This window comes from Peribacillus sp. NPDC046944 (assembly GCF_050272735.1).
In the GTDB taxonomy this organism is placed as follows: domain Bacteria; phylum Bacillota; class Bacilli; order Bacillales; family DSM-1321; genus Peribacillus.
This window is the reverse complement of sequence record NZ_JBNNML010000005.1, coordinates 236,229-257,661: the sequence shown is the minus strand read 5'-3', so window position 1 is coordinate 257,661 and position 21,433 is coordinate 236,229. Positions and strand designations below refer to the sequence as shown.

The following is a 21,433-nucleotide window of genomic DNA, read 5'->3' as shown; positions in this document are numbered from 1 at the left end:
TCATTGGCTTAAAACTTGGTGTGTAATTTGAAAAAGGAGGTTGCTCATGTATTTTGGCAAAAAGAATTCAGAGGAACCAGAAATCATAATGGAAGATACTATTGTATATGCGTGCGGATCAGCGGATTGTAATGGCTGGATGAGGAAGGACTTTGCCTCAGTAAACTATGATTGTCCAATGTGTGGAAGTCAATTAATTGAAGAAGTTAGAGAACTTCCGAAAATTGAAAATGAATATAATGCGTATAAGTAAAAGGGGTAAGTACTTACCTCTTTTTATTTTGGGAATGTAATTAGGATTTCATCAAGATATAATAACTACTCTTTACATCATAAGAAACGTGTGCTATAATTAAAATTCAGTGTTGTTATTAGAAAACACTAAGAGGGTAATTTAAAAGATACATTTTTATTAATAAAATAATTTTCATCGTTTTTATGATGAAGTAGAAACAAGTTAAAACAACTAGAAAGAAATACGTTTTAATCACCAGGTATTTTCCTCGATTCATTTTGTTCTTCATTAACTTACTTCTATGTAGCCATTTATCTTTTGGATTTAATTTTCCCAATTGGAATTACGGACGGTTTAATTAATAAACATGTACTTATCAGCTTTCACCTGATTCTCACAGGCACGGTCTAGGAGCCGTATGGATGAGAGAGAGGCAGGGCTTTCATTGTTTTAGGTTATGGCACTAAAATTACTCTCATGCTTGATTCGACTTTATACTAAGCGAACAAGCTGCAAGAATCATGATTATGATTCTTGAATACAGTCCCGTCTTTACAAGCTCTGAGGTAGTCAAAGGCTGGATTGTGAATACTTGGATTTGGAATTGTAGGTATCTTAAGCTTTAACTTAAATATTTTATGAAGAAATATGTTATAATGTATAATGAGATATTTAAAATTGGTTGTGATCTCCTGTTATTTCCACTCATTTATCTTGAGTGTATAGTAACTAATCTTAGATAAGTAAATGGGCTATACTCACATTTATTTAGATTAATCGCTAGCTATTCTTCTTTATCTTTATGGCACCGGCACAAAAAATCTGTGCTAAGTCAATTTAAATCTAAGGAGTGAGATACATGTATAGAAGAAATAATACGGAAGAAATCATTCCTGAAGAAACTAAGGTTTGGGAATGCACATCAGAAGATTGTAAAGGGTGGATTCGGGATAACTTTACGAGCAATGATGAGCACCTTTGCCCATTATGCGGTAGTAAAATGAAACAAGGTACAAGAATGCTACAAGCAATTAACAATCCGAGAAATTATTAATACCATCAAAAAAGCTGAAGGGATTCTTCCCTTCAGCTTTTTTTTGCTGCATAATCATAACTGAATATTGCAAATGTAAGAAGGGTATTTTTAATGGATATCCTTCTTCTTGAACCGTCCACCTCGAACCTCGGCAATATCACCGACGGCAAGGAAAGCAGAAGGATCGAAACTTTTTACGATATCTTTAAGTTTTGCTTCTTCAAGACGGTTTATTACGCAGAATATAACTTTTTTATCGTCCCCTGAATAGGCGCCTTCTCCAGCTAGATAAGTTACGCCTCGTCCTAAGCGATGCATGATTGCATCCCCTATATCCAAAAATTCATCGCTGATAATCCAAACAAATTTAGATTCATCCAAACCGGCTATAACGATATCCATCGTTTTATACGCTACAAAATAAGCCAGAATCGAATACATGGCACGATCCCAGGAAAAAACAAATCCTGCACTGCCAAGGATGAATAAATTGAAGAACATGACAATCTCACCAACAGAGAAAGGAAGTTTCTTACTAGCTAGAATGGCAAGGATTTCAGTTCCATCTAATGAACCACCATACCGAATTACCATTCCAACCCCAATTCCAAGTATCATGCCTCCAAAAGCTGAAGCAAGGAGAATATCCTGAGTGAAAGCTGGTACATGATGAAGCAATGTGGTAGTTAAAGAAAGGATTAATATTCCATATAGGGTAGATAAAGCGAAGGTTTTTCCGATTTGTTTATATCCAATAAAAAAGAAAGGAAGGTTTAAAACAAAAAGAAAGATACCAAGTTTCATGCCGGTGATATAAGATAACATAATGGAAATGCCGGTAATGCCTCCATCGATAACGTTATTCGGAACAAGAAAAATCTCAAGGCCGACAGCCATTAATACGGCACCAATCGTTATGAGTAGACCTCTTTGTAAAACTTGCCTACGCGTCAGTTTTTTATGCTGCGTCTTCTTTTGTATAATTTCGGCTGTATTTGCGCTTGCTAGGTCCGACATTATCATGCCCCCACTCCTTTTTATATATATTCTCTATTTAATTATAAACGTATAAAAGGGATTAAAAAAAGAAATAAGCTCTCCGAACGTAGTTTGTTTTGCACTTACTCATGAATTGTAATCATTGTTCTCAGGAGGAGAACGATTGATAAACACTTTTTATTTTACTCGATACATAGGAAAAATATTTGTCATTCTATTATTTTTTTACATAGTTGTCGAAGATTTATTTATTGAATATACAGAAAATAACTTTAAATAACTCAGGAAGACAGGTAAATAGAAATAAAAGTCTTTAAGCAATTCGAAATTTACATTACAATATAGGATAATAGAACGATAGAGGTGAGAAGGTTAATGGAACAATCAATTGTATCATCCAATCCAATCCTATTTATAATTGCAGCACTCCTGACATTCATGGCTTGCTATACCGCCTTGGATTTGCTGACAACATATATTTCGGCAGAAAAATATAAACGTCTTTTGTATTTGGGAAGTACTTGCTCCATGGGAGTGACTATGTGGACGATGAATTTTGTATATGTTTTTACTTATGAGAGTGACAGGACTACGGCTTACAGCTTTTCCTTAATCATGCTTTCATTAATATTAGGAGCCATATTTGTAGGGATTGGCCTTTTGGCCATTGCCCATAACCCTTCCATGTTGCAAATGGTTTTCTGTAGCTTTATGTTTACGATGGCTCTTTTATCAAATTATTTAATTGGCCTGTATCCATTGAGTAAGTCCTTGGAACTTAATCAATGGTTGTTAGGTAGTACGCTAGTTATAATTTTTTTGTTGTTTGTAAGCGGATTTTCACTATTATTTTATAATGGAAAAGGGAGTCAACCCTTCCTAAAACCAGTCAGTACGATCATTATGAGCGGAGCAATTATTGGAGGACATTTTCTTTTTTTGAGAGGGCTTCCACTTACTCCAGAAATGGTGAATATGAAAGGACTCGCTCAATTAACACCCTTTATGCTTTATCTCGTATGCTTTGTTTCGCTTTTCATACTAGCGAATTTAATTGGCTCGAGCACAATTGTTGCAAGACGGTTGGTGAAGAGTGACAACCAAGTGAGTGATATCCGTTATGCTTTAGATCAATCCTCGATTGTGGCCATTACGGATGCAAAAGGCATCATAACCTATGTTAACGAAAAATTCATTGAAATATCCCAATATGAAGAGCATGAACTGATTGGAAGAAATCATTCAATCATTAACTCGGGTTATCATTCTAAAGAGTTTTTTTTCAATCTATGGAAAACGATCAGTAATGGACAGACATGGCATGGTGAGATATGTAATCGGGCAAAGAACGGGGAGCTCTATTGGGTGGATACCACGATTGTGCCCTTTATGAAGAAAGGAAAACCATATCAATATATATCCATACGATCTGATATTTCCAGTCGGAAAAAGGCTGAGAAGGATTTAAAGGTTTCTATTAAAGAATTGGGTGATATGTACTATGCCATTAATCAATCGTCTATCGTGGCCGTAACTGATGATAAAGGAATCATCGTCGAGGTTAATGAAAAATTCTCTGAAATTTCTGGGTACACGAGAAACGAGTTAATTGGACAAACGCATAAAATGGTGAATTCCGGATATCATTCAAGTGAGTTTTTCGAGAATATGTGGAAGACCATACATAAGGGCAAAGTATGGAAAGGGGAAATTAGAAACAGAGCGAAAGATGGTAGTTATTATTGGGTGGATACCACGATTGTCCCTTTTTATACAGTTGAAGGCAAACCCTATCAATTTCTCGCGATTCGCTATGATATCACAGAGCGAAAACAAACAGAAGAAATGCTTTATCGCCAGGATAAATTGGCAGCTGTCGGACAACTGGCTGCAGGAGTGGCCCATGAAGTAAGAAATCCTCTTACATCGATTAAAGGGTATACGGAATTCTTACAATTAGATGAAACGGATAGTGAGCGACAAGAATATTTGGATATCATTTTAGATGAAATCAACCGGGTAAATGAGATTATTGAAGAATTTTTGGATCTGGCAAAACCACAGTCCTTGAATCTGAAAACAAAGAATATCGTCCCGATTTTACAGAATGTTATCTCGCTAACTGAGTATGATGCGAAGAAGAAAAATATTATACTCTTCTTTACTAGTTTCCAAGAAGAAATCCATGTTCAGTGCGATGAAAATCGTTTGAAACAAGTTTTTCTGAATTTCATTAAGAATGGAATGGAAGCGATGCCGCAAGGAGGAGAAATCAGGGTCACTATGGAATTAAGGGAAAGGAAGGTTCATATTTCTATAACAGATACAGGAGTAGGAATCCCTCCCAATCAATTAAGAAAATTGGGTGAACCGTTTTTCACTACAAAAAAATCCGGGAATGGGCTGGGTCTTATGGTTAGCTTTAAAATCATTGAAAGTCATCAAGGACGAGTGTTTGTAGAAAGTGAAGTTGATAAAGGGACTGTATTTAACATTGTCCTCCCTCTGGAGTTGTTGCAAGAAAGAAAGAGACAAGAAAGGGAACTGGGACTAACTGTCTAGTGTTTGTAATAGTATTTAGATGACTTCATGGGGATATTTTAGTGAATAAACTTGAAAAGGTTCATATAACACGATTAAAAGGGTTTTATCTTCTTTCTTTTTTTGCGGTAGGTAGCTTGACACCACTTTTAAGTGTCTATTTAGCTAATGAGGTCGGACTGAATGGATTTGAAATAGGGTTCATCATGTCTGTTGGACCACTGGTGATGATTTTTTTTCAACCTATATGGGGACTGATTTGTGACTGGACTGGAAAACCCACTAGGATACTGGCGTTGACTACCTTATTTGCTGGAATTTTTGGGTTAGGATATGTTTTATTTGAACCTTTTCTATTTTTAGTATGCATCTCAGTGGGACTGGCAGTTTTTCAAAGTGCCCTTATCCCTGTGTCTGATAGCATCACCTTGCAATATACGACGAGTATCAACGCGAATTATGGGAAAATCCGTTTATATGGTTCGCTTGGTTTTGGAGTGGCCGTTTTTGTGATGGGGAGGTTATCGGAAACTTTCATAGGCCCATCCGTTATTTTCTACGTATTTTTTATCAGCCTTCTTTTTGCTGCTTTTCTAGCTCTGCATTTACCCGAGGAGTCACCGCAAAAAAAAGCAAAGCTTTTCAGTGGAATAAAGGAACTTTTTATTATGAAACGTTTTGTCGTCTTTCTTGCCGTAACATTCCTGATTTTTGGTCCCAACCTGGCGAATAACGTCTATTATGGCCTATTCGTGGAGGCTAGGGGTGGAACCTATACAGGAATCGGCATTGCATTTCTGCTCGCGGTGCTGTCCGAAATTCCATTCTTACGTCTCGCAGGAAGTTGGATTCATAAATGGGGGTTGCTGCCAATCACGTTATTGGCAGGGGGTGCCTCGCTGGTCCGATGGGTTCTCTATTTTATGGAACCCGGTTTAGCCATTGTTTATATTTCATCTATCATGCAAGGTTTTTCACTTGGATTATTTATTCCAGCAGGTCTGCAATATATTAAAGAGGTTGTACCAGTTCATATAACCGTTACGGCAGTCACACTTTATTCTGCGATAGGGAACGGGTTCGGTAATTGGTTCAGTACATTTTTCGGTGGCATGATCATGGATACATCAGGTATTTACATGGTTTATCTCTTTTTTGGAAGTCTTTCGGTGCTTGGTATCATACTTACGGTATGGCTTATGATAATGGAGGGAAAGACGGGAGGTCAGCCCATATAGTAAAGAATTTATAATTTTTAAAGGACTTGCTCACATTTGTGAATAAGTCTTTTTTTGTTTGCTAATCCATTGAGTTTAATACGGTGCTAGTTGGTAGGTTATCTTGTTTTTACCGTGGAAGCCTACTGGAATCGGCTCATGGTTGTCATGCGTTTATGAAAAAAAGAACGGACAGTTTAGTTAACGGGGTCGACATCTTTTTATTATTGGAAATAATGTGTTTTAATGGAATTAAGTAAACCATCGGAAGGATGAATGTGATTGAGCCAAGTCAGGGTTATTGCAACAACTATTATAGCAGCGCTTATCGGACTGTTTTTTCTGTTTTGTGTAGGGTGGACACTTTACGATTACTATGGAGAAAAATCCTCTGAAGTGGAATTGAAAGAAGCAAATTCAAAATCAATAGAAAAAAATGTTCCAGATGATTTCACCTTAGTGGCCTTAGGAGATTCTCTGACTCGGGGAACTGGCGATGAGACAGGGAAAGGCTATGTGGGCCTTGTGGTCGAAGACTTGAAAAGTCGCTTTAATAGCAAACCCCTTGTTCATAACCTTGGAGTAAAGGGGCAAGTATCCAAAGAATTGGCTGAACAGGTGAAACAATCGGAGATAGGTCGCCAAATACAGTCAGCGGATGTCATCATGATTACAATCGGCGGGAATGATCTTTTTCAGCAAGGTCAGACCTTATTTGATTATGATCTTGAGGTTACCAGTGAATTGCAAAAGGACTATTTGAAAAATTTGAATGAGACTTTAAAGGAAATCACTAAATTAAATGATTCAGCCACCATATTCATGGTCGGTTTGTACAACCCCTTCATCGAATTGGATGAAGACTTTGATACAAATAAAATTGTTCGGGATTGGAATAACGAAACAGCTGAGGTGATTGCGACCTATGAAAATGCCGTATTCGTACCGACTTTTGATTTATTTCAGTTATCAGTGAATGAGTATTTGTATTCGGATAGATTTCACCCCAATAAGGAAGGGTATCGTTTGATCGCGGATAGGATCTCTCCTTTAATTCAATGGGAAGGGGAAGCAAAATGAGGAATGTGACATTGAGCGTGAAGAATCTAAAAAAAACGATTGGCAAGCGGGAAATCATAAAGGGAATAGAGTTTGAGCTAAGAGAGGGTGAAGTATTCGGCTTTTTAGGTCCGAATGGGGCCGGGAAAACGACGACAATCAGAATGTTGGTTGGCCTAATTAAGCCAACATCAGGTTCCATTGAAATATGTGGGTACGATGTACGTAAAAACTTTACGGAAGCCATGAAGAATTTAGGCTGTATAGTAGAAAATCCAGAACTTTACCCATATTTAAGTGGTTGGGACAATCTGCTCCATTTTGCACGAATGCTACCGGGTGTTGATGAATCAAGAATGAATGAAGTCATTGAGTTAGTTGGTCTTAAGGCTCGGATTCATGAAAAGGTGAAGACATACTCGTTAGGTATGAGGCAGCGGCTTGGTATAGCACAAGCTATGCTAAACAGACCTAAAATATTGGTCCTGGATGAACCGACAAATGGACTTGATCCCGCAGGAATCCGTGAAATGCGCCAGTTCATTAGGAAACTTGCAGAAGAAGAAGGCATGAGTGTTTTGGTATCTTCCCATTTACTGGGGGAAATACAACTTCTTTGTGATCGAGTGGCCATTATTACAAAAGGTGAAATCATCCAAACTGATACGGTAGAACATTTATTAAAGACTCAGGAAAAGATGATTTGGCGTGTTGAGCCATTGCAAAAGGGAAGCGAAATCCTTAGTGCGTTTACGGATATAATGGTGGAATACGATTATATCGTCACAAAATTTGATGAACATAGGACTCCCGAATGGAATGCCGCCCTGAATGTTGCGGGTGTGAAGGTACTTGAAATGAATCGTAGACTTCCAGCCTTGGAGGAGTTATTTTTACAAATAACCGGAAGTGGGGGTGCTGGAATTGAGTAACCTGATTCAAAATGAAATGATGAAGTTATTGGCAAAGAAACGGCTGCTCATCATTGGAATTATCGTAGGTATACTAGTGTTGATGTTTACATACGCACAATATAAACAAGTGGAGGAGCAAAGAGAGAAGTTAGGTACTGATGATTGGCGTACTGCAGTTCAACAGCAAATCATCGATACTCAGAACAGATTGAGCTCAAGCAGGATGTTGGATGAATGGAGAGAGCAGCTTCAGGTCACCCTAAAACAGCAGCAATATTATCTAGACCACGACATTAACCCTTCAGAACCTGGGGCTGCAACTTTTACACGTATGTTTTTGGAGAATTCAATAGACCTATTCATTCCCCTTTTAATCATGATTGTAGCCAGTGACCTCGTATCCTCGGAAAGTAGTCAGGGAACGATTAAACTCTTGCTCACTAGGCCTGTGAAACGATGGCAAATACTTTTGAGTAAATATATTACTTTGTTATTGGCTGTTTCCTTGATAGTGGCGATGACCGCTCTTCTCGCTTATTTTTTATCAGGTCTTGTTTTTGGGTATCATGGCTGGAATGAGCCGACCATTACCGGTTTTGGCATAAATGGCGGAGAAGTGGATATAAGCCAGGTAAGAATGGTCCAACAATGGAAATTCCTTTTGATGGATATGGGCCTAGTCTGGCTGGTGGCCGTAGTGGTAGGAACCCTTTCATTCATGTTGTCAGTACTAGTTAGAAGTACACCTGCAGGGATGGGTATCATGCTCGCCTCCCTAATATCCGGAGCCATTTTAAGCAACATGGTTTCTTCTTGGGAATCGGCTAAATATTTCTTTATGGTGAATTTAAAGTTGACCTCATATGTTAGTGGGACAGCACCTCCTATCGAGGGTATGACCTTATCATCATCTATGATTACTCTACTTGCTTGGTGGGCCATTGCCCTGCTTGTATCTTTTTCGGTATTTACACGGAAGGATGTTTTTTAATCGAGGAAGGCTTGTTGCATCAAGGCCGGTTTTTATTATTCAAAGGCGGGTATCCTTTTAAATGAAAGCAACGTTTAATAAATAAATAAGTGGAGGGGCTTATGGATAATAATAATTTGAACAAAAAAATCATTCCAATGACATCAGTATCCAGTGGGAAAGGTCAGTTTGTGAATAAGGATTTATATTGCTTTCCTATTCAAATTGTGAATGTCGTGTTCATAGGGTCACCAGATGAAAAGAAGTGGGTCCTGATTGATGCGGGTATGGCCGGTTCAGCAGATATGATCAAGAAAGAAGCTGAAGAGATTTATGGTGAGAATCATCCTCCAGAGGCCATTATCCTCACTCATGGACACTTCGACCATATCGGAGCACTAGTAGATTTATTGAAAGTGTGGAAGGTTCCGGTCTATGCACATCAAAATGAAATGCCTTATTTAACCGGCAAAGAGAATTATCCAGAACCTGATCCCACGGTGGAAGGTGGTTTGGTCGCGAAGATATCTTGGCTGTTTCCAAACGAGGGAATTGATTTGGCTGAGCAAGTTCAGCCCCTGCCGGATGACCATAGTGTTCCCGGACTTCCCGACTGGAAATGGATCCATACTCCTGGACACTCAACTGGGCATGTTTCTCTTTTTAGAGAAGGCGATCGAAGCTTGATTGCGGGTGATGCTTTTGTTAACGTCAGACAAGATTCCCTTTATAAAGTCATCACTCAGGAAAAAGAATTGACTGGTCCTCCACGCTATTTGACAACTGATTGGGATGCAGCCAAACAATCGGTATTAACCCTAGCTGATTTAAAGCCGAGGCTTGTGATAACGGGTCATGGTTATCCGATTGAAGGAGAGGAACTTACGAAAGGTTTAGCAAACCTAGCAAGGAACTTTGATTCTATTGCAAGGCCAGATTACGGGGAATACGTAGAATAAATAAGAAAGACTATTTTTCGAATAAATTAAGATCTCATTTAGATGGAGGAATTATATGACGAAAATAAGAGATATTATGACATCCGATGTGGATTTTTGTACGGCTGAAGATAATGTATACGAAGCAGCTTTAAAAATGAAGGATGGTAATGTTGGAGTTATTCCCGTTTTAGAAAACAATCGTTTAATTGGTGTTATTACAGATAGGGACATTGTTACCCGTTCTGTCGCAGAGAAAAAACCAAATTCAACAAAAATCACCGATATTATCTCCACAGACCTTGTTACGGGTTCGCCGGATATGTCAGTGGAAGAAGCAGAGGATTTGATGGCGAGTGAACAAGTAAGAAGACTGCCGATTGTAGAAAAGGAAAAATTGGTTGGTATTATCGCTTTAGGCGACCTTGCCGTTCACAACCAGACAATTTCCGAAGCGGGTATCGCTTTACATTCTATTTCTGAGAACCGAGATCAGATTCAACATTAAAAACAAAAGAACTCTGCTAGCGGGAACGCTAGCAGAGTTCTTTTGTTTTTAAAGGTACTTATTAAACCATTCCTTGATTTCCACTATATGACGAAGACGCATTTTGGGTGACCCGCTTCGGGATACTTCATGGTTTTCATTTGGGAAGGAAACAAGCACCGCTTCTTTTTTTTGCCTTTTTAATGCTACAAAAAATTGTTCACTCTGTTCAATAGGACAACGATAGTCTTTTTCCCCGTGAAGTAATAGCAAAGGAGTTTGCACATTTGCTACATACTTTAATGGGGAGTGTTCCCATAATTTTTCTGGTGAGTTAATGACATCTCCTGAAATTTCCCATTCGGTGAAATAATATCCGATGTCACTGACTCCATAGAAACTTATCCAATTGCTTATGCAACGCTGGGTCACAGCCGCCTTGAAGCGGTTTGTATGACCGATAATCCAATTGGTCATGAACCCTCCATAGGAGCCACCCGTTACACCTAACTTTTCAGCGTCAATAAAGGAGTAGAAATCTAGAACATAGTCTACAGCAGCCATTAAGTCCTCATAATCCATTCCACCATAATCACCACGGTTGGCATTCGCGAACTCCTGTCCATATCCAACACTTCCGCGTGGATTGATGAACAATACAACATAGCCTTCATTCGCCAAAGTCTGAAATTCGTGAACATAGTTATTCGCATACATTGCATGAGGCCCACCGTGAATCTCTAAAATGAGGGGATACTTTTTATTATCCACAAATTCACATGGCTTCATGATCCAGCCGTGGATGAGGGTATCATCTGTTGAACGGAAGGAAATGGGCTCGGCAATAGCTATAGTTTTATCCTGTAAGTATTCATCGTTTACAAAGCTGATCTGTTCTTTATCGCCAGTCATGAGGTTATAAACAAATAAATCACCGGGATGAACAGGTGTACTTATGGCTACGATGGCATGATGGCTATCCGGGTTGATTGTTAACCCATATACATGTTGAGGCTCGAGGAGGGAAGGGTACATGGCCCCTTCAATCGATCCATAATAAACACCGGTATTTCCATAATCACTTATTAAGAAGTAAAAGCCTTGGCTGTCATTCGTCCACAGAATGCCAGGATCCACTGCGCCCATTTGGAAATCACCGATGGCGGAGCTTCCTATTTCAACGTCCCAACCTTCCGTCAAACATTGTATGGTTTCATCCAAAACAGAGTACAACCAGATTTTTGAAGAGGTTGCACCGGCAAATTCTTTGTTGTGGCCAATGTAGGAAAGGAATTCACCATTAGGGGACCATTTTGGATCACGGTAATATCCAGAGCTGCCAGTTACTTTTCGGGAAATTTTCGTCTTGACATCCATAATGTAGATATCTGTGAATAGGTCCAAATCACTTTTCCCCGGTTCACCGCTAATATAAGCGATTTGAGATCCATCTGGAGACCAGGCATTTGGGTGACTGTTCGTCAGATTTTCCGTTAGTAATATGAATTCACCATTTACTATATCTACCAAGACGAGTTGACTATAGTGATGATTGAAATATCCTCTGTCATCCCATTTGTATTTTATCTGATCATAACGCTGTACATCTTTGCATGAGGTTTCTTCTTCTTTTTCGGATAACACCGCCTTATTTTCAGGTACCATAGTGGATAGTAGCAGTTTTCTCGAACAAGGGGACCAGATGGGATTGGTTGCTCCATCGAGGAAATGCGTCAGCTGTCGGCACTCCCCACCGATTGAATGAATGATATGAACTTGTTTTTTTCCAGAACGGTCTGATAAGAAGCTAATGTACTTTCCGTCTGGTGACCAGCCTGGTGAGGTATCACGGTGATTCCCGAATGTCCATTGTTTTGTTTCAGTGGTGATCAGGCTATACATATATAAGTTGGAGATGTATTTTTCCGTTCGTTCATCGATGGTGGTTTGTACATAAATGACCATGCTGCCATCGGGTGAAAGTTTTGGATCGGTTACAGATTTCATCTGAAATAGGTCTTCTGCTGATATTCCTTTTTTGTGCATATTCTTCATCCTTTCATTTCTCGTCTCTATGTATTCGCTACAGGGAATTCCAAATCCTTTAGTAAATATTTTACACTTTGGAAACAAGTACACAGCGAATTTTCAGGCACGAGAATGAATAAGTGCCTAGGATGAAAAAATTCCGTCCTATGTATAGGCCGGAATAGAAGAAAAATCAGTCATTTCATTACTTTGGCATGTGTTTTGTATGTGGGCGGTGGGAAGGGATTTGAAAATCATGTTGCTCCATCATTTTGTAGTGTCGTTCAAAATGTGCGTACATTTTGTCTGCCTCTTCTTTAGAAAGTGCACCATATTCCACATATTTTTCAATTAACTCCTTTTTGTCCGCTAGTATCCTTTTTTGGATAGTGGCTAATTCTGTTTTTTGGGACTCTGTGAATTGTACGTTATCCTGCTTAACGGATTGTTGGTTTTCCTCAGCTGAAGCAGGAAGGATCGGCATGCAAAGTAATAGGGAAAAGATTGCAACCATTACACCTATTTTTTTCATTTAAAACACTCCTTTTAAATTTTTTCACCATAAGGGTACCACCCATGAATATAATCTGGAAATTATCCTGATCAAGAACTTTACATGATTATCTTTTACAGTATTAACAGATTTATGTATATTTTTGTTGGCGGAAGAGTAGGTTTGTTAGTGGAAGATTGGGGTATTTTATATGTAAGATTAAATTTGCACACGCTTACGGCAATGGCTTAGAAGGATATCTGTAAGTGTTTGCAATGAAGGAAGGAAGAGAGTACAATGCTTTGGACAATAATTGGTGCCATCATCTTATTATGGATTCTCGGTTTGGTATTTAAAATTGCGGCGGGTTTTATCCACATCCTGCTTATCATTGCAGTCATATTGATCCTGGTAAAAGTATTTCAAGGTATACGCCGAAGGTAGACGTCGAGCGTAGCGCTAAATAGTAATACACAGTTTATAAAAAAAGTATCGGTTTCCTTGAATGAGGGTACCGATACTTTTTTCTGTCCCCTAATCAGGAGGCAGCTCACCCATCAGGCGTTTATGAATCCAAATGGCAGCCTGAGTTCCGTCCCCCATTGAAATGGTTACTTGCTCGGAATGGGCGGCAAGATCTCCTCCAGCCCATACTCCCGGAATATTTGTTTCTTTCGTACGTGGGTTCACATGAATATGATTTGTCTCATTTACATCAACACCAAGTTGTTTGGCAAGTGCATTATTTATTTTGTTCCCTTTAAATGCTACAAAAGCTTTTTCTGCTTCTATCCTTTTCCCATTTACCAATTGGATAGCTTGAAGATTTTGAGATTCATCGACTTTAACTTCCTCTACTTCTTCTTCGAATACAGGTATTTGGTTTTCCTCTAGCTTTTTTCTGAACGTTTCATTGATCTTGGTTTTTGAATGGTTTACATAGATGATAGCTTTTGACCAATATAAAAGGGTGAGCGCCATGTTAGCCCCCGTATTTCCCCCGCCAATGACCACTGTTTGTTTATGCTTAATTTCATACCCATCACAGTCTGGACAAATATAAGTGGAGATACCAAGAGTAGGATAGAGATTCCTTATAGCTGGAATGTTATCGGTAACGCCTGTCCCAAGAAAAATCGTTTTCGCTTCGTAATGGATATCATCATCTGTGCACATTATAAAAAGATCCTCTTTTTTCTCGAGTGAAGTCACGGTACCGTCGAAGAACTCGACTCCGAACTTTTCTGCATGCTGTCTCCCTAGGCTCCTTAACCGTTTTCCGCTCACTCCTTCAGGCCAACCTAGAATGTTTTGATAGTCTTTAGCTATCAATGAACGGCCTTTCTGAGCGTCTATCACCGCTATATTGTGATTGTATCTTCCGAGTTGGATGGCAGCCTGTAAACCGGCGATGCCTCCTCCAATAATGATGCAGTCCACTTTTTTCATAAATTCACCGCCTGCTTTTAGGAGTTACCCTTTATGAGAAAAATATACCACTGAACATATACGAATAAACAAAGGTAAGACATAAAAAAGAGAGAAACCTCTATATATGGTTCCTCTCTTTTATAGGATAGCCTATTGGTCCTCTATGGGTTTGATCCATTCTTGTGCCCAGTTCTGTATCTCGTGAATCACCGGTGCAAGCGCTTCGCCTTTTTCTGTTAAAGAATATTCAATCCTGACAGGTGTCTCTGGGTAAACATCTCTTTTTACGATTCCTTCAGATTCCAAGTCTTTTAACCGTTCAGAAAGAATTCGGCCACTGATTGGGAAGGCAGATTCAATATTGCAAAACCGTTGAGGTCCATTAAGTAATTGATTGACGATCAATCCTGTCCAACGTTTACTCAAGATTTGCATGCCTTTTTCAAATCGAGGACAAAGTGTCACATTATTCATCATATCACCCCGTTGGTATTCATTATAAAGCATTTACCTCGTATGTAACAACTTTACTGAATATTATTTAGTTACTGTATAGGTTGTTATATAAAAAAGTATAGCTACTTACATATAGTAAGATTGATGGGTCGTGTTGACCAGAAATTGTCACATCTTTTAAAGAAATACTATTTCTTTAAGGTATTCTTTTAGAGATAGAGATAAGATCTATGATACGTTATTAGTATCTCAGGTCAGTATAGATGGAAGGATTAGTGGGATAGATGAGTGAATTACTACATGAAGCCATCTCCTTCATCAAGATATATCATGATGAAATGGGTAAAACAGATGAAGAAGCGATGGATAGAATTAGTCAAATCAAAAAGGAAATCCAAGATACGGGTAGGTATGAACATACGCCGGAAGAATTGGAATATGGGGCTAAATTGGCCTGGCGAAATAGTAATCGCTGTATTGGTAGATTGTTTTGGGATTCATTGCGGGTGCTAGATAAAAGGGCTCTCCAAAGTGAGGATGATATTGTGTCTGCCTTGATTGAGCATATTGAATGGGCAACGAATGATGGAAATATCAGGCCAATCATCACCGTTTTTAAACAGCAGGATATTGAAAATAAGATAGAGATATGGAATCATCAGCTTATACGATATGCCGGATATGAGACGGAAACGGGCATAGTTGGGGATTCTAGTTCGATAGCTTTCACCAAACAGTGTCAGGCCTTGGGATGGGAGGGGAAGTATGGATCGTTTGATATCTTGCCACTCGTGATTCAAGTAGGCGGAAAAGTTCCAAGAGTATATGAAATCCCGAAAGAAATCATTAAAGAAGTACCAATTGGCCATCCTGAGTTTTCCTGGTTCCAGGACTTGGGCCTTAAGTGGTATGCTGTGCCCATTATTTCCGGAATGAAACTGGAGATTGGCGGTATTTCGTACTCGGCGGCTCCATTTAATGGATGGTATATGGGGACTGAAGTTGGGGCTAGAAACCTTGCGGATGAGGATCGCTACAATATGCTTCCCAGCATCGGAGAGAGAATGGGATTGGACATTCGAAGGGATTCCACATTATGGAAGGATCGGGCACTGATTGAACTGAATGAAGCGGTTCTATATTCGTTTAAAAAAGCTGGTGTGAGTATGGTTGACCATCATACAGCCGCCAAGCAATTTAAGCTTTTCGAAGAAAGGGAGGCATCATGTAAACGGAATGTAACGGGGGACTGGACATGGCTAATTCCACCTGTCTCTCCAGCAACGACGCATGTTTTTCATAAATCGTATCAAAATGAAATCGTTAAGCCCAACTTCTTTTATAAAAAGGCCCCTTACGTTAAATGAATGTTTACATTTAATGGGTGAGGGTACATATATATTAATCCAACGTTAAGGAGGAAGGTAATGATGGCATTAGCAAAGAATGTAGTACTGCTCGGAGTCGGAGTTGCCGGAGTCTCGTTTTTATCTAAAACGAACCGAGGGAAAGCGAAAAATGTATGGTCCAGTGCAAAAACGAAGGCAATGAGTTTTTGGAATAAACGACAATCGGTAGATCCCTTAATTGAAAAGGCAGGACATCCTGACCCATATGATCACGAAGACAATAAAATGGTGGATGAAGGCGCTATGTATAGCGTAAATTACTATAATACTGTGAAGCACACTTAAATGAAACACCATCGCTTGGGAAATATCCCAAGCGATTTTTTTATGAAATGATTTTTTTAGAAAGTTAACCAATTATAGCGCTTAAGAAACTAGTCAGCATTTTCATATGTTGTGAAAAGAGCTTGGGGAATTATTTATTGTGCTTTAGAAGATTTAGGATTAAGATAAAGGAATTGAAAGGATGTGATACGAGTGGGCATCAGTTCTTATGACGACCCTGAACCCAGTAAGCAAGAGGAAGCCGATATGATGCTAGACGTCGAGACTGTTATTCTCCATGAGTATCTACTCGAAGATGGTAAATTGAGCTTTCTCTAAGAAAGAGGAGGTCGTTTGAATGATTGAGATATACAAGACGAATGAAAGCCGCATGCTGAACGTAACCGATGAAATGACGAAAGGTTCATGGGTGAACATAGTGGCACCGACAGAAGATGAAATACAATATATTTGCTCCACTTTGCAAGTACCGATTAACTTCATGAAAGATCCATTAGATGATGAGGAACGGCCTCGTATAGAGAAAGAGGATGATCATTTACTGATTATCGTCGATTTCCCTTATTTGACAAAGGATGAAGCGGACTTGCCCATTTTTGAAACGATACCAATCGGCATGATTTTTACGAATGATTGTTTCATTACGGTATCTCTCAAAGATTCACCCATTTTAACCAATTTTAAAAATAATAAAATCAAAGGTTTTTACTCTAATAAGAAAACAAGATTTGCCCTGCAGATATTATTTGAAATCTCGTCCTATTATTTACGTTATCTTAAGCAAATCAACAAGATGACTAATGAAGCCGAACGAGAACTGCATCAGTCCATGAAAAATAAAGAACTGTACACCTTCTTGGCATTGGAAAAAAGTCTGGTTTACTTCACGACATCCTTGAAGTCAAACAAGGTTGTTCTCGACAAAATCCTCCGTTTTAATTACTTGAAAATGTATGAAGAAGATAAAGAATTATTAGAGGATGTAATCATTGAAAATGGCCAGGCGATTGAAATGGCAGAAGTGTACCTATCAATTTTGAGCGGGATGATGGATGCATTCGCATCCATTATATCCAATAACGTCAATAATGCCATGAAGTTCCTTACATCGGTTACGATTATACTAACGCTCCCGACTATGGTGGCAAGTTTCTATGGAATGAATGTGAATCTACCATTTGAGCATAACCCATATGCTTTTATCTTCACTTTATTAATTGCTATCAGTCTGGCAGGCACAACAGCCTTTATATTTTGGAAAAAGAAATATTTTTAAAACAACCGGCTTTCTAGTGAAGCCGGTTTTGTTATGAAGAAAAAGCATTCATGAATTCGCGAAACAAGGGGAACTTTAAACGTAAGAGAGGTGAATGCGATGACTGAATGGAATGAACAGGCAGCTCCCAATAATAATCTAAAGACTAGTGATATGAAACCGAAGCGAGCTGTGGGAGGAAAATCAAAGGCAGGGACAAATGGTGATGAACCATTAAAAAATGAGCAAATACAAGAAGAAATCCTTAAACAAAATTTATGAAGAATGAGAGACCGATATTAGGTCTCTTCCTGTCTTTAAGGAAAATAAGGACCATACATAAATTGCCCAAGGAAAGGAAATCATTAAACGTAGAGGAGGTGTGTGAAGATGTCAAAAATCGGTGTTGAAGAATCATTAACGAATATCCAAGAAGCACTCCGCGATAAAGGTTTTGATGTAGTTGAAATCAAGCAAGAAGCAGATGCGAAGAACTTGGATTGTTGTGTTGTAACAGGTTTGGAAACGAACGTAATGGGAATCAGCGATACTTCCATCAAAGCTTCCATTATAGATGCAGACGGTTTAACGGCTGATGAAGTATGCCGTCAGGTAGAAAACAAAATGAACTCCATCCAATAAGTAAAGAGTGCCTATCCTTGAATCGTGGTTAGGCACTCTTTTTACATTAACGTGGAGCGATGGAAATGTCCGGTTCTACCTCTACTTCCACGTTGCCTTTGATGGCACGCGATATCATACAAGAGGCCTCCGATTTATCCACAAGTTTTCGGGCTTTTTCCAAGTCCTTATCCGTAGCTTCATCAGTTAAAACAAGAGATGGTCGATGAATGATTTTCTTGTATGTGAATACCCCATTCGTAACATCCACAAAGGCTTCGGATTCCATCGTCAAACTGGCCTTTTCAATATGGCTTCTTTCAAGCATGGCCGCAAGCGTAATAATATAGCAAGTAGATGCTGCACCGAGCAGCATTTCATCTGGGTTGGTCCCAATCCCCGGTCCATCCATTTCCGGAGGCACACTAATTTCCGTTTGTAGATTACCTGCCTGTATCGTACCACTGCCATTTCTTCCACCAGGCCAATTCGCGCGTAAATGAAAATGATGTAATGTCATAAGTCTCCCCCTTACATTTCTTTAGTTTAAACCTTATTGGAGGATTTTGCTCGTGTAGAGTATGCACCGTCCATAAGCTGTTGAAAATGATAATTCCAAACAGGCTGGGGCATGAGACTATTTTAAGCACAATATCGTATAGGCTTTTCTATAATAATATAGATTGTAAAAGAAATGATTTTATAATGAAGGGGCTGGGGAGTTGACTACATTGGATCTATTCGACTTGACGAATAAAACGGCTATTGTAACAGGAGGCGGGAGAGGTCTCGGAAAACAAATAGCGTTGGCACTGGCTATGGCGGGTGCAAATATTGTAATTGCTTCACGGAAACTTTCTGTATGTGAAGAAACTTGTAAATACTTACATTCAATGGGTACGAAGGCGTTGGCCATTGAATGTGATATTACGAACAAAAGCGATATTGATTCAGTTGTAAAAGAAACAATGGATCATTTCGGTAGCATTGACATTCTTGTCAATAATAGCGGGACCTCATGGTCTGGTCCGTTAGAAGATATTCCCGAGGATAAATGGGAAAAGGTAATGAACGTTAATGTTACAGGTACATTCTTGTTTTCACAGGCCGTAGCAAAAATCATGATGTCACAAAAATCCGGGAAAATTATTAATATCGCATCGGTATCAGGGCTTGGAGGCACTCACCCTGAGTTGATGGTGACCATTCCTTATAACACTAGCAAGGGAGCTATCATTACCTTGACAAAAGATCTTGGTGTCAAATTAGCTAGACATGGTATTCAGGTGAATGCGATAGCACCAGGCTTTTTTCCAACTAAGATTACAAAGAAAATCCTTGAAGAATCCGATTATGACATTCTTGGAAAAACTCCGGCACATCGATTTGGTAATGGTGAGGATTTAAAAGGAGCGGCAATACTTTTAGCGTCGAAAGCTTCAGACTATATAGTGGGGCATGTTCTGATCGTTGATGGAGGCATCGCCGCTACAATCTAAACAAAGAAGAGGGGAAGCATAAATGCCAAAAAAAACAGATTTTTATAAAGGGTTAAAACTCTTGGGCACTCAAAAAGAACAAGAGTTAAATGATAAAATTCGTGAGTTCATTAATAATAGGAGTTTTATTGAATCCATCAGCAACAATTCACAGCAACAGGTTCCGCGTATAAATAAGTTTCAGGAAGCTTCGGAGAGAATGTCCATCATCATGAATTACCCAACCAAACAGGATGTTGCTAATGTAGCCAAATTAGTCATTCAACTTGAGGAAAAAGTAGACAAGGTTGAAGAGCTACTTTTACATCTCACTGAAGGGGAAAAACGATCCAGTAGAAGAAGTTCACGAAATAAAAAAAGGGAAAGTACAGGGCAGGTACGTGATAAAAAGAAGATCAGTGACTTTCTTTTTGATTCCTTATTATCCAACGCCAAGGTACAAGTAAAAGGTTTATGAACATGAAGGAAATGAATAAATCAGGTCGTAAAACTATGGCGACGCCTAAATGGAAACACTTTTTGGATATTCCAAATCAGCCGATGCCGGAAATGGGCACTACACCGAGGGTACGGGTTTGGAACAAGAACAAATCAACATTATGGTATTATCCGCCGATCAAAAAAAAATATAAAGTACCAGTATTTCTCATCTATTCATTGATTAATACACCTGTAATTCTTGATCTAGGACCAGGAAATAGTTTGATAGAAGCTTTTGTTAACGAAGGCTTCGAAGTGTATTTGATTGATTTTGGTAGTCCAGGCTATGAAGACGGAGATACGACGATAGATGATTATATTATAAAATATATCCGGAGTGGGGTACGGCGTGCGCTTCTTCACTCAGGTGCATCGGAAATTTCCATAATGGGCTTTTGCTTGGGTGGGACGATAGCTACGATGTATGCTGCTATTGCAAATGAGCCAATTAGAAACCTGATTCTTTCGGTGACACCCATCGATTTTAGTGATTCGCAAGTATTCGATCAATGGCAGGCATCGATGAGGGATGGAAGTGCCAATTTTGATGAAGTGCTTGACATCATGAAAGTCATACCGGCCAGTGGGGTGAAAAATGGCATTCGATTAATCACTTCACCTATTTACTTTTCTCCATATTTATCTTTGCTAAATCAAGCGGATAATGAACAATATGTTCAAAACTGGCGTAGGTTCAACGCTTGGACGAATGGTCATGTCCCTTTATCTGGTGCAGTTGCAAAACAACTAACAGATGACCTTATTATCAATAACCGTCTGGTTAAGGGACACTTGAAAGTGAAGGGTGAAAAAGCAAAAATCACCAATATTGATGCAAATGTTCTAGTGGTTGCAAGTGAAAACGACCGTTTAGTACCACAGGAAATGATTTTCCCCATAATGAAGCTTCTAAAAAGTAAGGACAAAACCTACAAACTCCTTCAAAGTGGACATGCTTCCAACAACTATGCCGGTAAGCTACCCCAGTATCTTAAAGAGTGGCTTCCTGCGCGATCTTCACCCATCAAGAAAGTAAAATAGTACGGAGAAGGGGGCTATATACCATGATAAAGGAAAATA

25 protein-coding genes are annotated in these 21,433 nt (G+C 39.0%); 19 read left to right on the top strand and 6 right to left on the bottom strand.

Annotation, left to right across the window (positions count from 1 at the left end; all coding sequences use genetic code 11):
* Window positions 1–46: 46 nt before the first annotated feature.
* Together ACQKIC_RS11740 and ACQKIC_RS11735 are read left to right on the top strand one after the other, a co-directional pair.
* Window positions 47–253, top strand: a complete 207-nt coding sequence (locus tag ACQKIC_RS11740) for a cold-inducible protein YdjO-related protein (protein ID WP_402868746.1) — start codon at window positions 47–49, stop codon at window positions 251–253.
* An 841-nt stretch (window positions 254–1,094) separates the two neighbouring features.
* Complete coding sequence (locus ACQKIC_RS11735; protein WP_402868744.1) at window positions 1,095–1,289, top strand: cold-shock protein; 195 nt, start codon at window positions 1,095–1,097, stop codon at window positions 1,287–1,289.
* Between the two features lie 90 nt (window positions 1,290–1,379).
* Here the strand turns inward: ACQKIC_RS11735 and ACQKIC_RS11730 are convergent, their stop codons facing one another.
* Window positions 1,380–2,288 (bottom strand): YitT family protein, encoded by a 909-nt coding sequence (locus ACQKIC_RS11730; RefSeq protein ID WP_402868742.1) that lies wholly within the window; start codon window positions 2,286–2,288, stop codon window positions 1,380–1,382.
* Between the two features lie 357 nt (window positions 2,289–2,645).
* On the opposite strand from ACQKIC_RS11730, the gene ACQKIC_RS11725 reads away from it, so the two are divergent.
* The 7 genes from ACQKIC_RS11725 (at window position 2,646) to ACQKIC_RS11695 (ending at window position 10,417) form a co-directional block, all read left to right on the top strand.
* Window positions 2,646–4,832, top strand: a complete 2,187-nt coding sequence (locus ACQKIC_RS11725) for a PAS domain S-box protein (RefSeq protein ID WP_427591214.1) — start codon at window positions 2,646–2,648, stop codon at window positions 4,830–4,832.
* A 41-nt stretch (window positions 4,833–4,873) separates the two neighbouring features.
* A complete protein-coding gene (locus ACQKIC_RS11720; RefSeq protein WP_402868739.1) occupies window positions 4,874–6,049 on the top strand; it encodes an MFS transporter in 1,176 nt (391 codons plus the stop codon).
* Window positions 6,050–6,310: 261 nt separating this feature from the next.
* On the top strand, window positions 6,311–7,108 hold the full coding sequence (locus ACQKIC_RS11715; protein ID WP_402988417.1) for a GDSL-type esterase/lipase family protein: 798 nt from the start codon (window positions 6,311–6,313) through the stop codon (window positions 7,106–7,108).
* Window positions 7,105–8,019, top strand: coding sequence for an ABC transporter ATP-binding protein (locus tag ACQKIC_RS11710; RefSeq protein WP_427591216.1), 915 nt, complete (start codon window positions 7,105–7,107; stop codon window positions 8,017–8,019). Before ACQKIC_RS11715 ends, ACQKIC_RS11710 begins: the two co-directional genes overlap by 4 nt.
* Window positions 8,012–8,992, top strand: a complete 981-nt coding sequence (locus tag ACQKIC_RS11705) for an ABC transporter permease (protein WP_427591218.1) — start codon at window positions 8,012–8,014, stop codon at window positions 8,990–8,992. Before ACQKIC_RS11710 ends, ACQKIC_RS11705 begins: the two co-directional genes overlap by 8 nt.
* Window positions 8,993–9,093: 101 nt before the next feature.
* The gene (locus ACQKIC_RS11700) at window positions 9,094–9,930 is read left to right on the top strand and encodes an MBL fold metallo-hydrolase (RefSeq protein WP_427591219.1); all 837 of its coding nucleotides are present in this window, start codon (window positions 9,094–9,096) and stop codon (window positions 9,928–9,930) included.
* A gap of 55 nt (window positions 9,931–9,985) precedes the next feature.
* The gene (locus ACQKIC_RS11695) at window positions 9,986–10,417 is read left to right on the top strand and encodes a CBS domain-containing protein (protein WP_402868730.1); all 432 of its coding nucleotides are present in this window, start codon (window positions 9,986–9,988) and stop codon (window positions 10,415–10,417) included.
* A 48-nt stretch (window positions 10,418–10,465) separates the two neighbouring features.
* Here the strand turns inward: ACQKIC_RS11695 and ACQKIC_RS11690 are convergent, their stop codons facing one another.
* Window positions 10,466–12,442 carry a S9 family peptidase gene (locus ACQKIC_RS11690; RefSeq protein ID WP_427591220.1) on the bottom strand — a complete coding sequence of 659 codons (1,977 nt, stop codon included), beginning with the start codon at window positions 12,440–12,442 and terminating at the stop codon, window positions 10,466–10,468.
* A gap of 187 nt (window positions 12,443–12,629) precedes the next feature.
* The gene (locus ACQKIC_RS11685) at window positions 12,630–12,956 is read right to left on the bottom strand and encodes a DUF2680 domain-containing protein (RefSeq protein ID WP_402958705.1); all 327 of its coding nucleotides are present in this window, start codon (window positions 12,954–12,956) and stop codon (window positions 12,630–12,632) included.
* 258 nt (window positions 12,957–13,214) lie between these two features.
* Between ACQKIC_RS11685 and ACQKIC_RS11680 the strand changes: the two genes are divergently transcribed.
* Entirely contained in the window at window positions 13,215–13,361 is a 147-nt protein-coding gene (locus ACQKIC_RS11680) for a lmo0937 family membrane protein (RefSeq protein WP_402868724.1), read from the top strand.
* A 90-nt stretch (window positions 13,362–13,451) separates the two neighbouring features.
* On the opposite strand, the gene ACQKIC_RS11675 is transcribed toward ACQKIC_RS11680, so the two are convergent.
* Together ACQKIC_RS11675 and ACQKIC_RS11670 are read right to left on the bottom strand one after the other, a co-directional pair.
* Window positions 13,452–14,366, bottom strand: coding sequence for an NAD(P)/FAD-dependent oxidoreductase (locus tag ACQKIC_RS11675; protein WP_403122732.1), 915 nt, complete (start codon window positions 14,364–14,366; stop codon window positions 13,452–13,454).
* Between the two features lie 132 nt (window positions 14,367–14,498).
* On the bottom strand, window positions 14,499–14,822 hold the full coding sequence (locus ACQKIC_RS11670; RefSeq protein WP_402868720.1) for a winged helix-turn-helix transcriptional regulator: 324 nt from the start codon (window positions 14,820–14,822) through the stop codon (window positions 14,499–14,501).
* Window positions 14,823–15,088: 266 nt separating this feature from the next.
* On the opposite strand from ACQKIC_RS11670, the gene ACQKIC_RS11665 reads away from it, so the two are divergent.
* The 6 genes from ACQKIC_RS11665 to ACQKIC_RS11640 all read left to right on the top strand — a co-directional run bounded on the left by ACQKIC_RS11665 (window position 15,089) and on the right by ACQKIC_RS11640 (window position 18,395).
* On the top strand, window positions 15,089–16,171 hold the full coding sequence (locus tag ACQKIC_RS11665; protein ID WP_402958711.1) for a nitric oxide synthase oxygenase: 1,083 nt from the start codon (window positions 15,089–15,091) through the stop codon (window positions 16,169–16,171).
* Window positions 16,172–16,234: 63 nt separating this feature from the next.
* Complete coding sequence (locus ACQKIC_RS11660) at window positions 16,235–16,498, top strand: hypothetical protein (protein ID WP_402868716.1); 264 nt, start codon at window positions 16,235–16,237, stop codon at window positions 16,496–16,498.
* A gap of 192 nt (window positions 16,499–16,690) precedes the next feature.
* Window positions 16,691–16,816: a hypothetical protein gene (locus ACQKIC_RS11655; protein ID WP_402868715.1), complete on the top strand. Its 126-nt coding sequence runs from the start codon at window positions 16,691–16,693 to the stop codon at window positions 16,814–16,816.
* A 19-nt stretch (window positions 16,817–16,835) separates the two neighbouring features.
* A complete protein-coding gene (locus ACQKIC_RS11650) occupies window positions 16,836–17,774 on the top strand; it encodes a magnesium transporter CorA family protein (protein WP_402868713.1) in 939 nt (312 codons plus the stop codon).
* Window positions 17,775–17,873: 99 nt separating this feature from the next.
* Window positions 17,874–18,035, top strand: coding sequence for a hypothetical protein (locus ACQKIC_RS11645; protein WP_402868711.1), 162 nt, complete (start codon window positions 17,874–17,876; stop codon window positions 18,033–18,035).
* Window positions 18,036–18,143: 108 nt separating this feature from the next.
* A complete protein-coding gene (locus tag ACQKIC_RS11640) occupies window positions 18,144–18,395 on the top strand; it encodes a YkuS family protein (RefSeq protein WP_402868709.1) in 252 nt (83 codons plus the stop codon).
* 46 nt (window positions 18,396–18,441) lie between these two features.
* On the opposite strand, the gene ACQKIC_RS11635 is transcribed toward ACQKIC_RS11640, so the two are convergent.
* Entirely contained in the window at window positions 18,442–18,894 is a 453-nt protein-coding gene (locus tag ACQKIC_RS11635) for an OsmC family protein (protein WP_402868705.1), read from the bottom strand.
* 202 nt (window positions 18,895–19,096) lie between these two features.
* On the opposite strand from ACQKIC_RS11635, the gene ACQKIC_RS11630 reads away from it, so the two are divergent.
* From ACQKIC_RS11630 to ACQKIC_RS11620, 3 genes are read left to right on the top strand one after another with little or no spacing between them, the layout of a single operon-like run.
* A complete protein-coding gene (locus tag ACQKIC_RS11630) occupies window positions 19,097–19,873 on the top strand; it encodes an SDR family oxidoreductase (protein WP_427591221.1) in 777 nt (258 codons plus the stop codon).
* 22 nt (window positions 19,874–19,895) lie between these two features.
* Window positions 19,896–20,330, top strand: a complete 435-nt coding sequence (locus ACQKIC_RS11625; RefSeq protein ID WP_402988467.1) for a hypothetical protein — start codon at window positions 19,896–19,898, stop codon at window positions 20,328–20,330.
* 35 nt (window positions 20,331–20,365) lie between these two features.
* Window positions 20,366–21,394 (top strand): alpha/beta fold hydrolase, encoded by a 1,029-nt coding sequence (locus ACQKIC_RS11620; RefSeq protein ID WP_427668637.1) that lies wholly within the window; start codon window positions 20,366–20,368, stop codon window positions 21,392–21,394.
* Window positions 21,395–21,433: the final 39 nt, after the last annotated feature.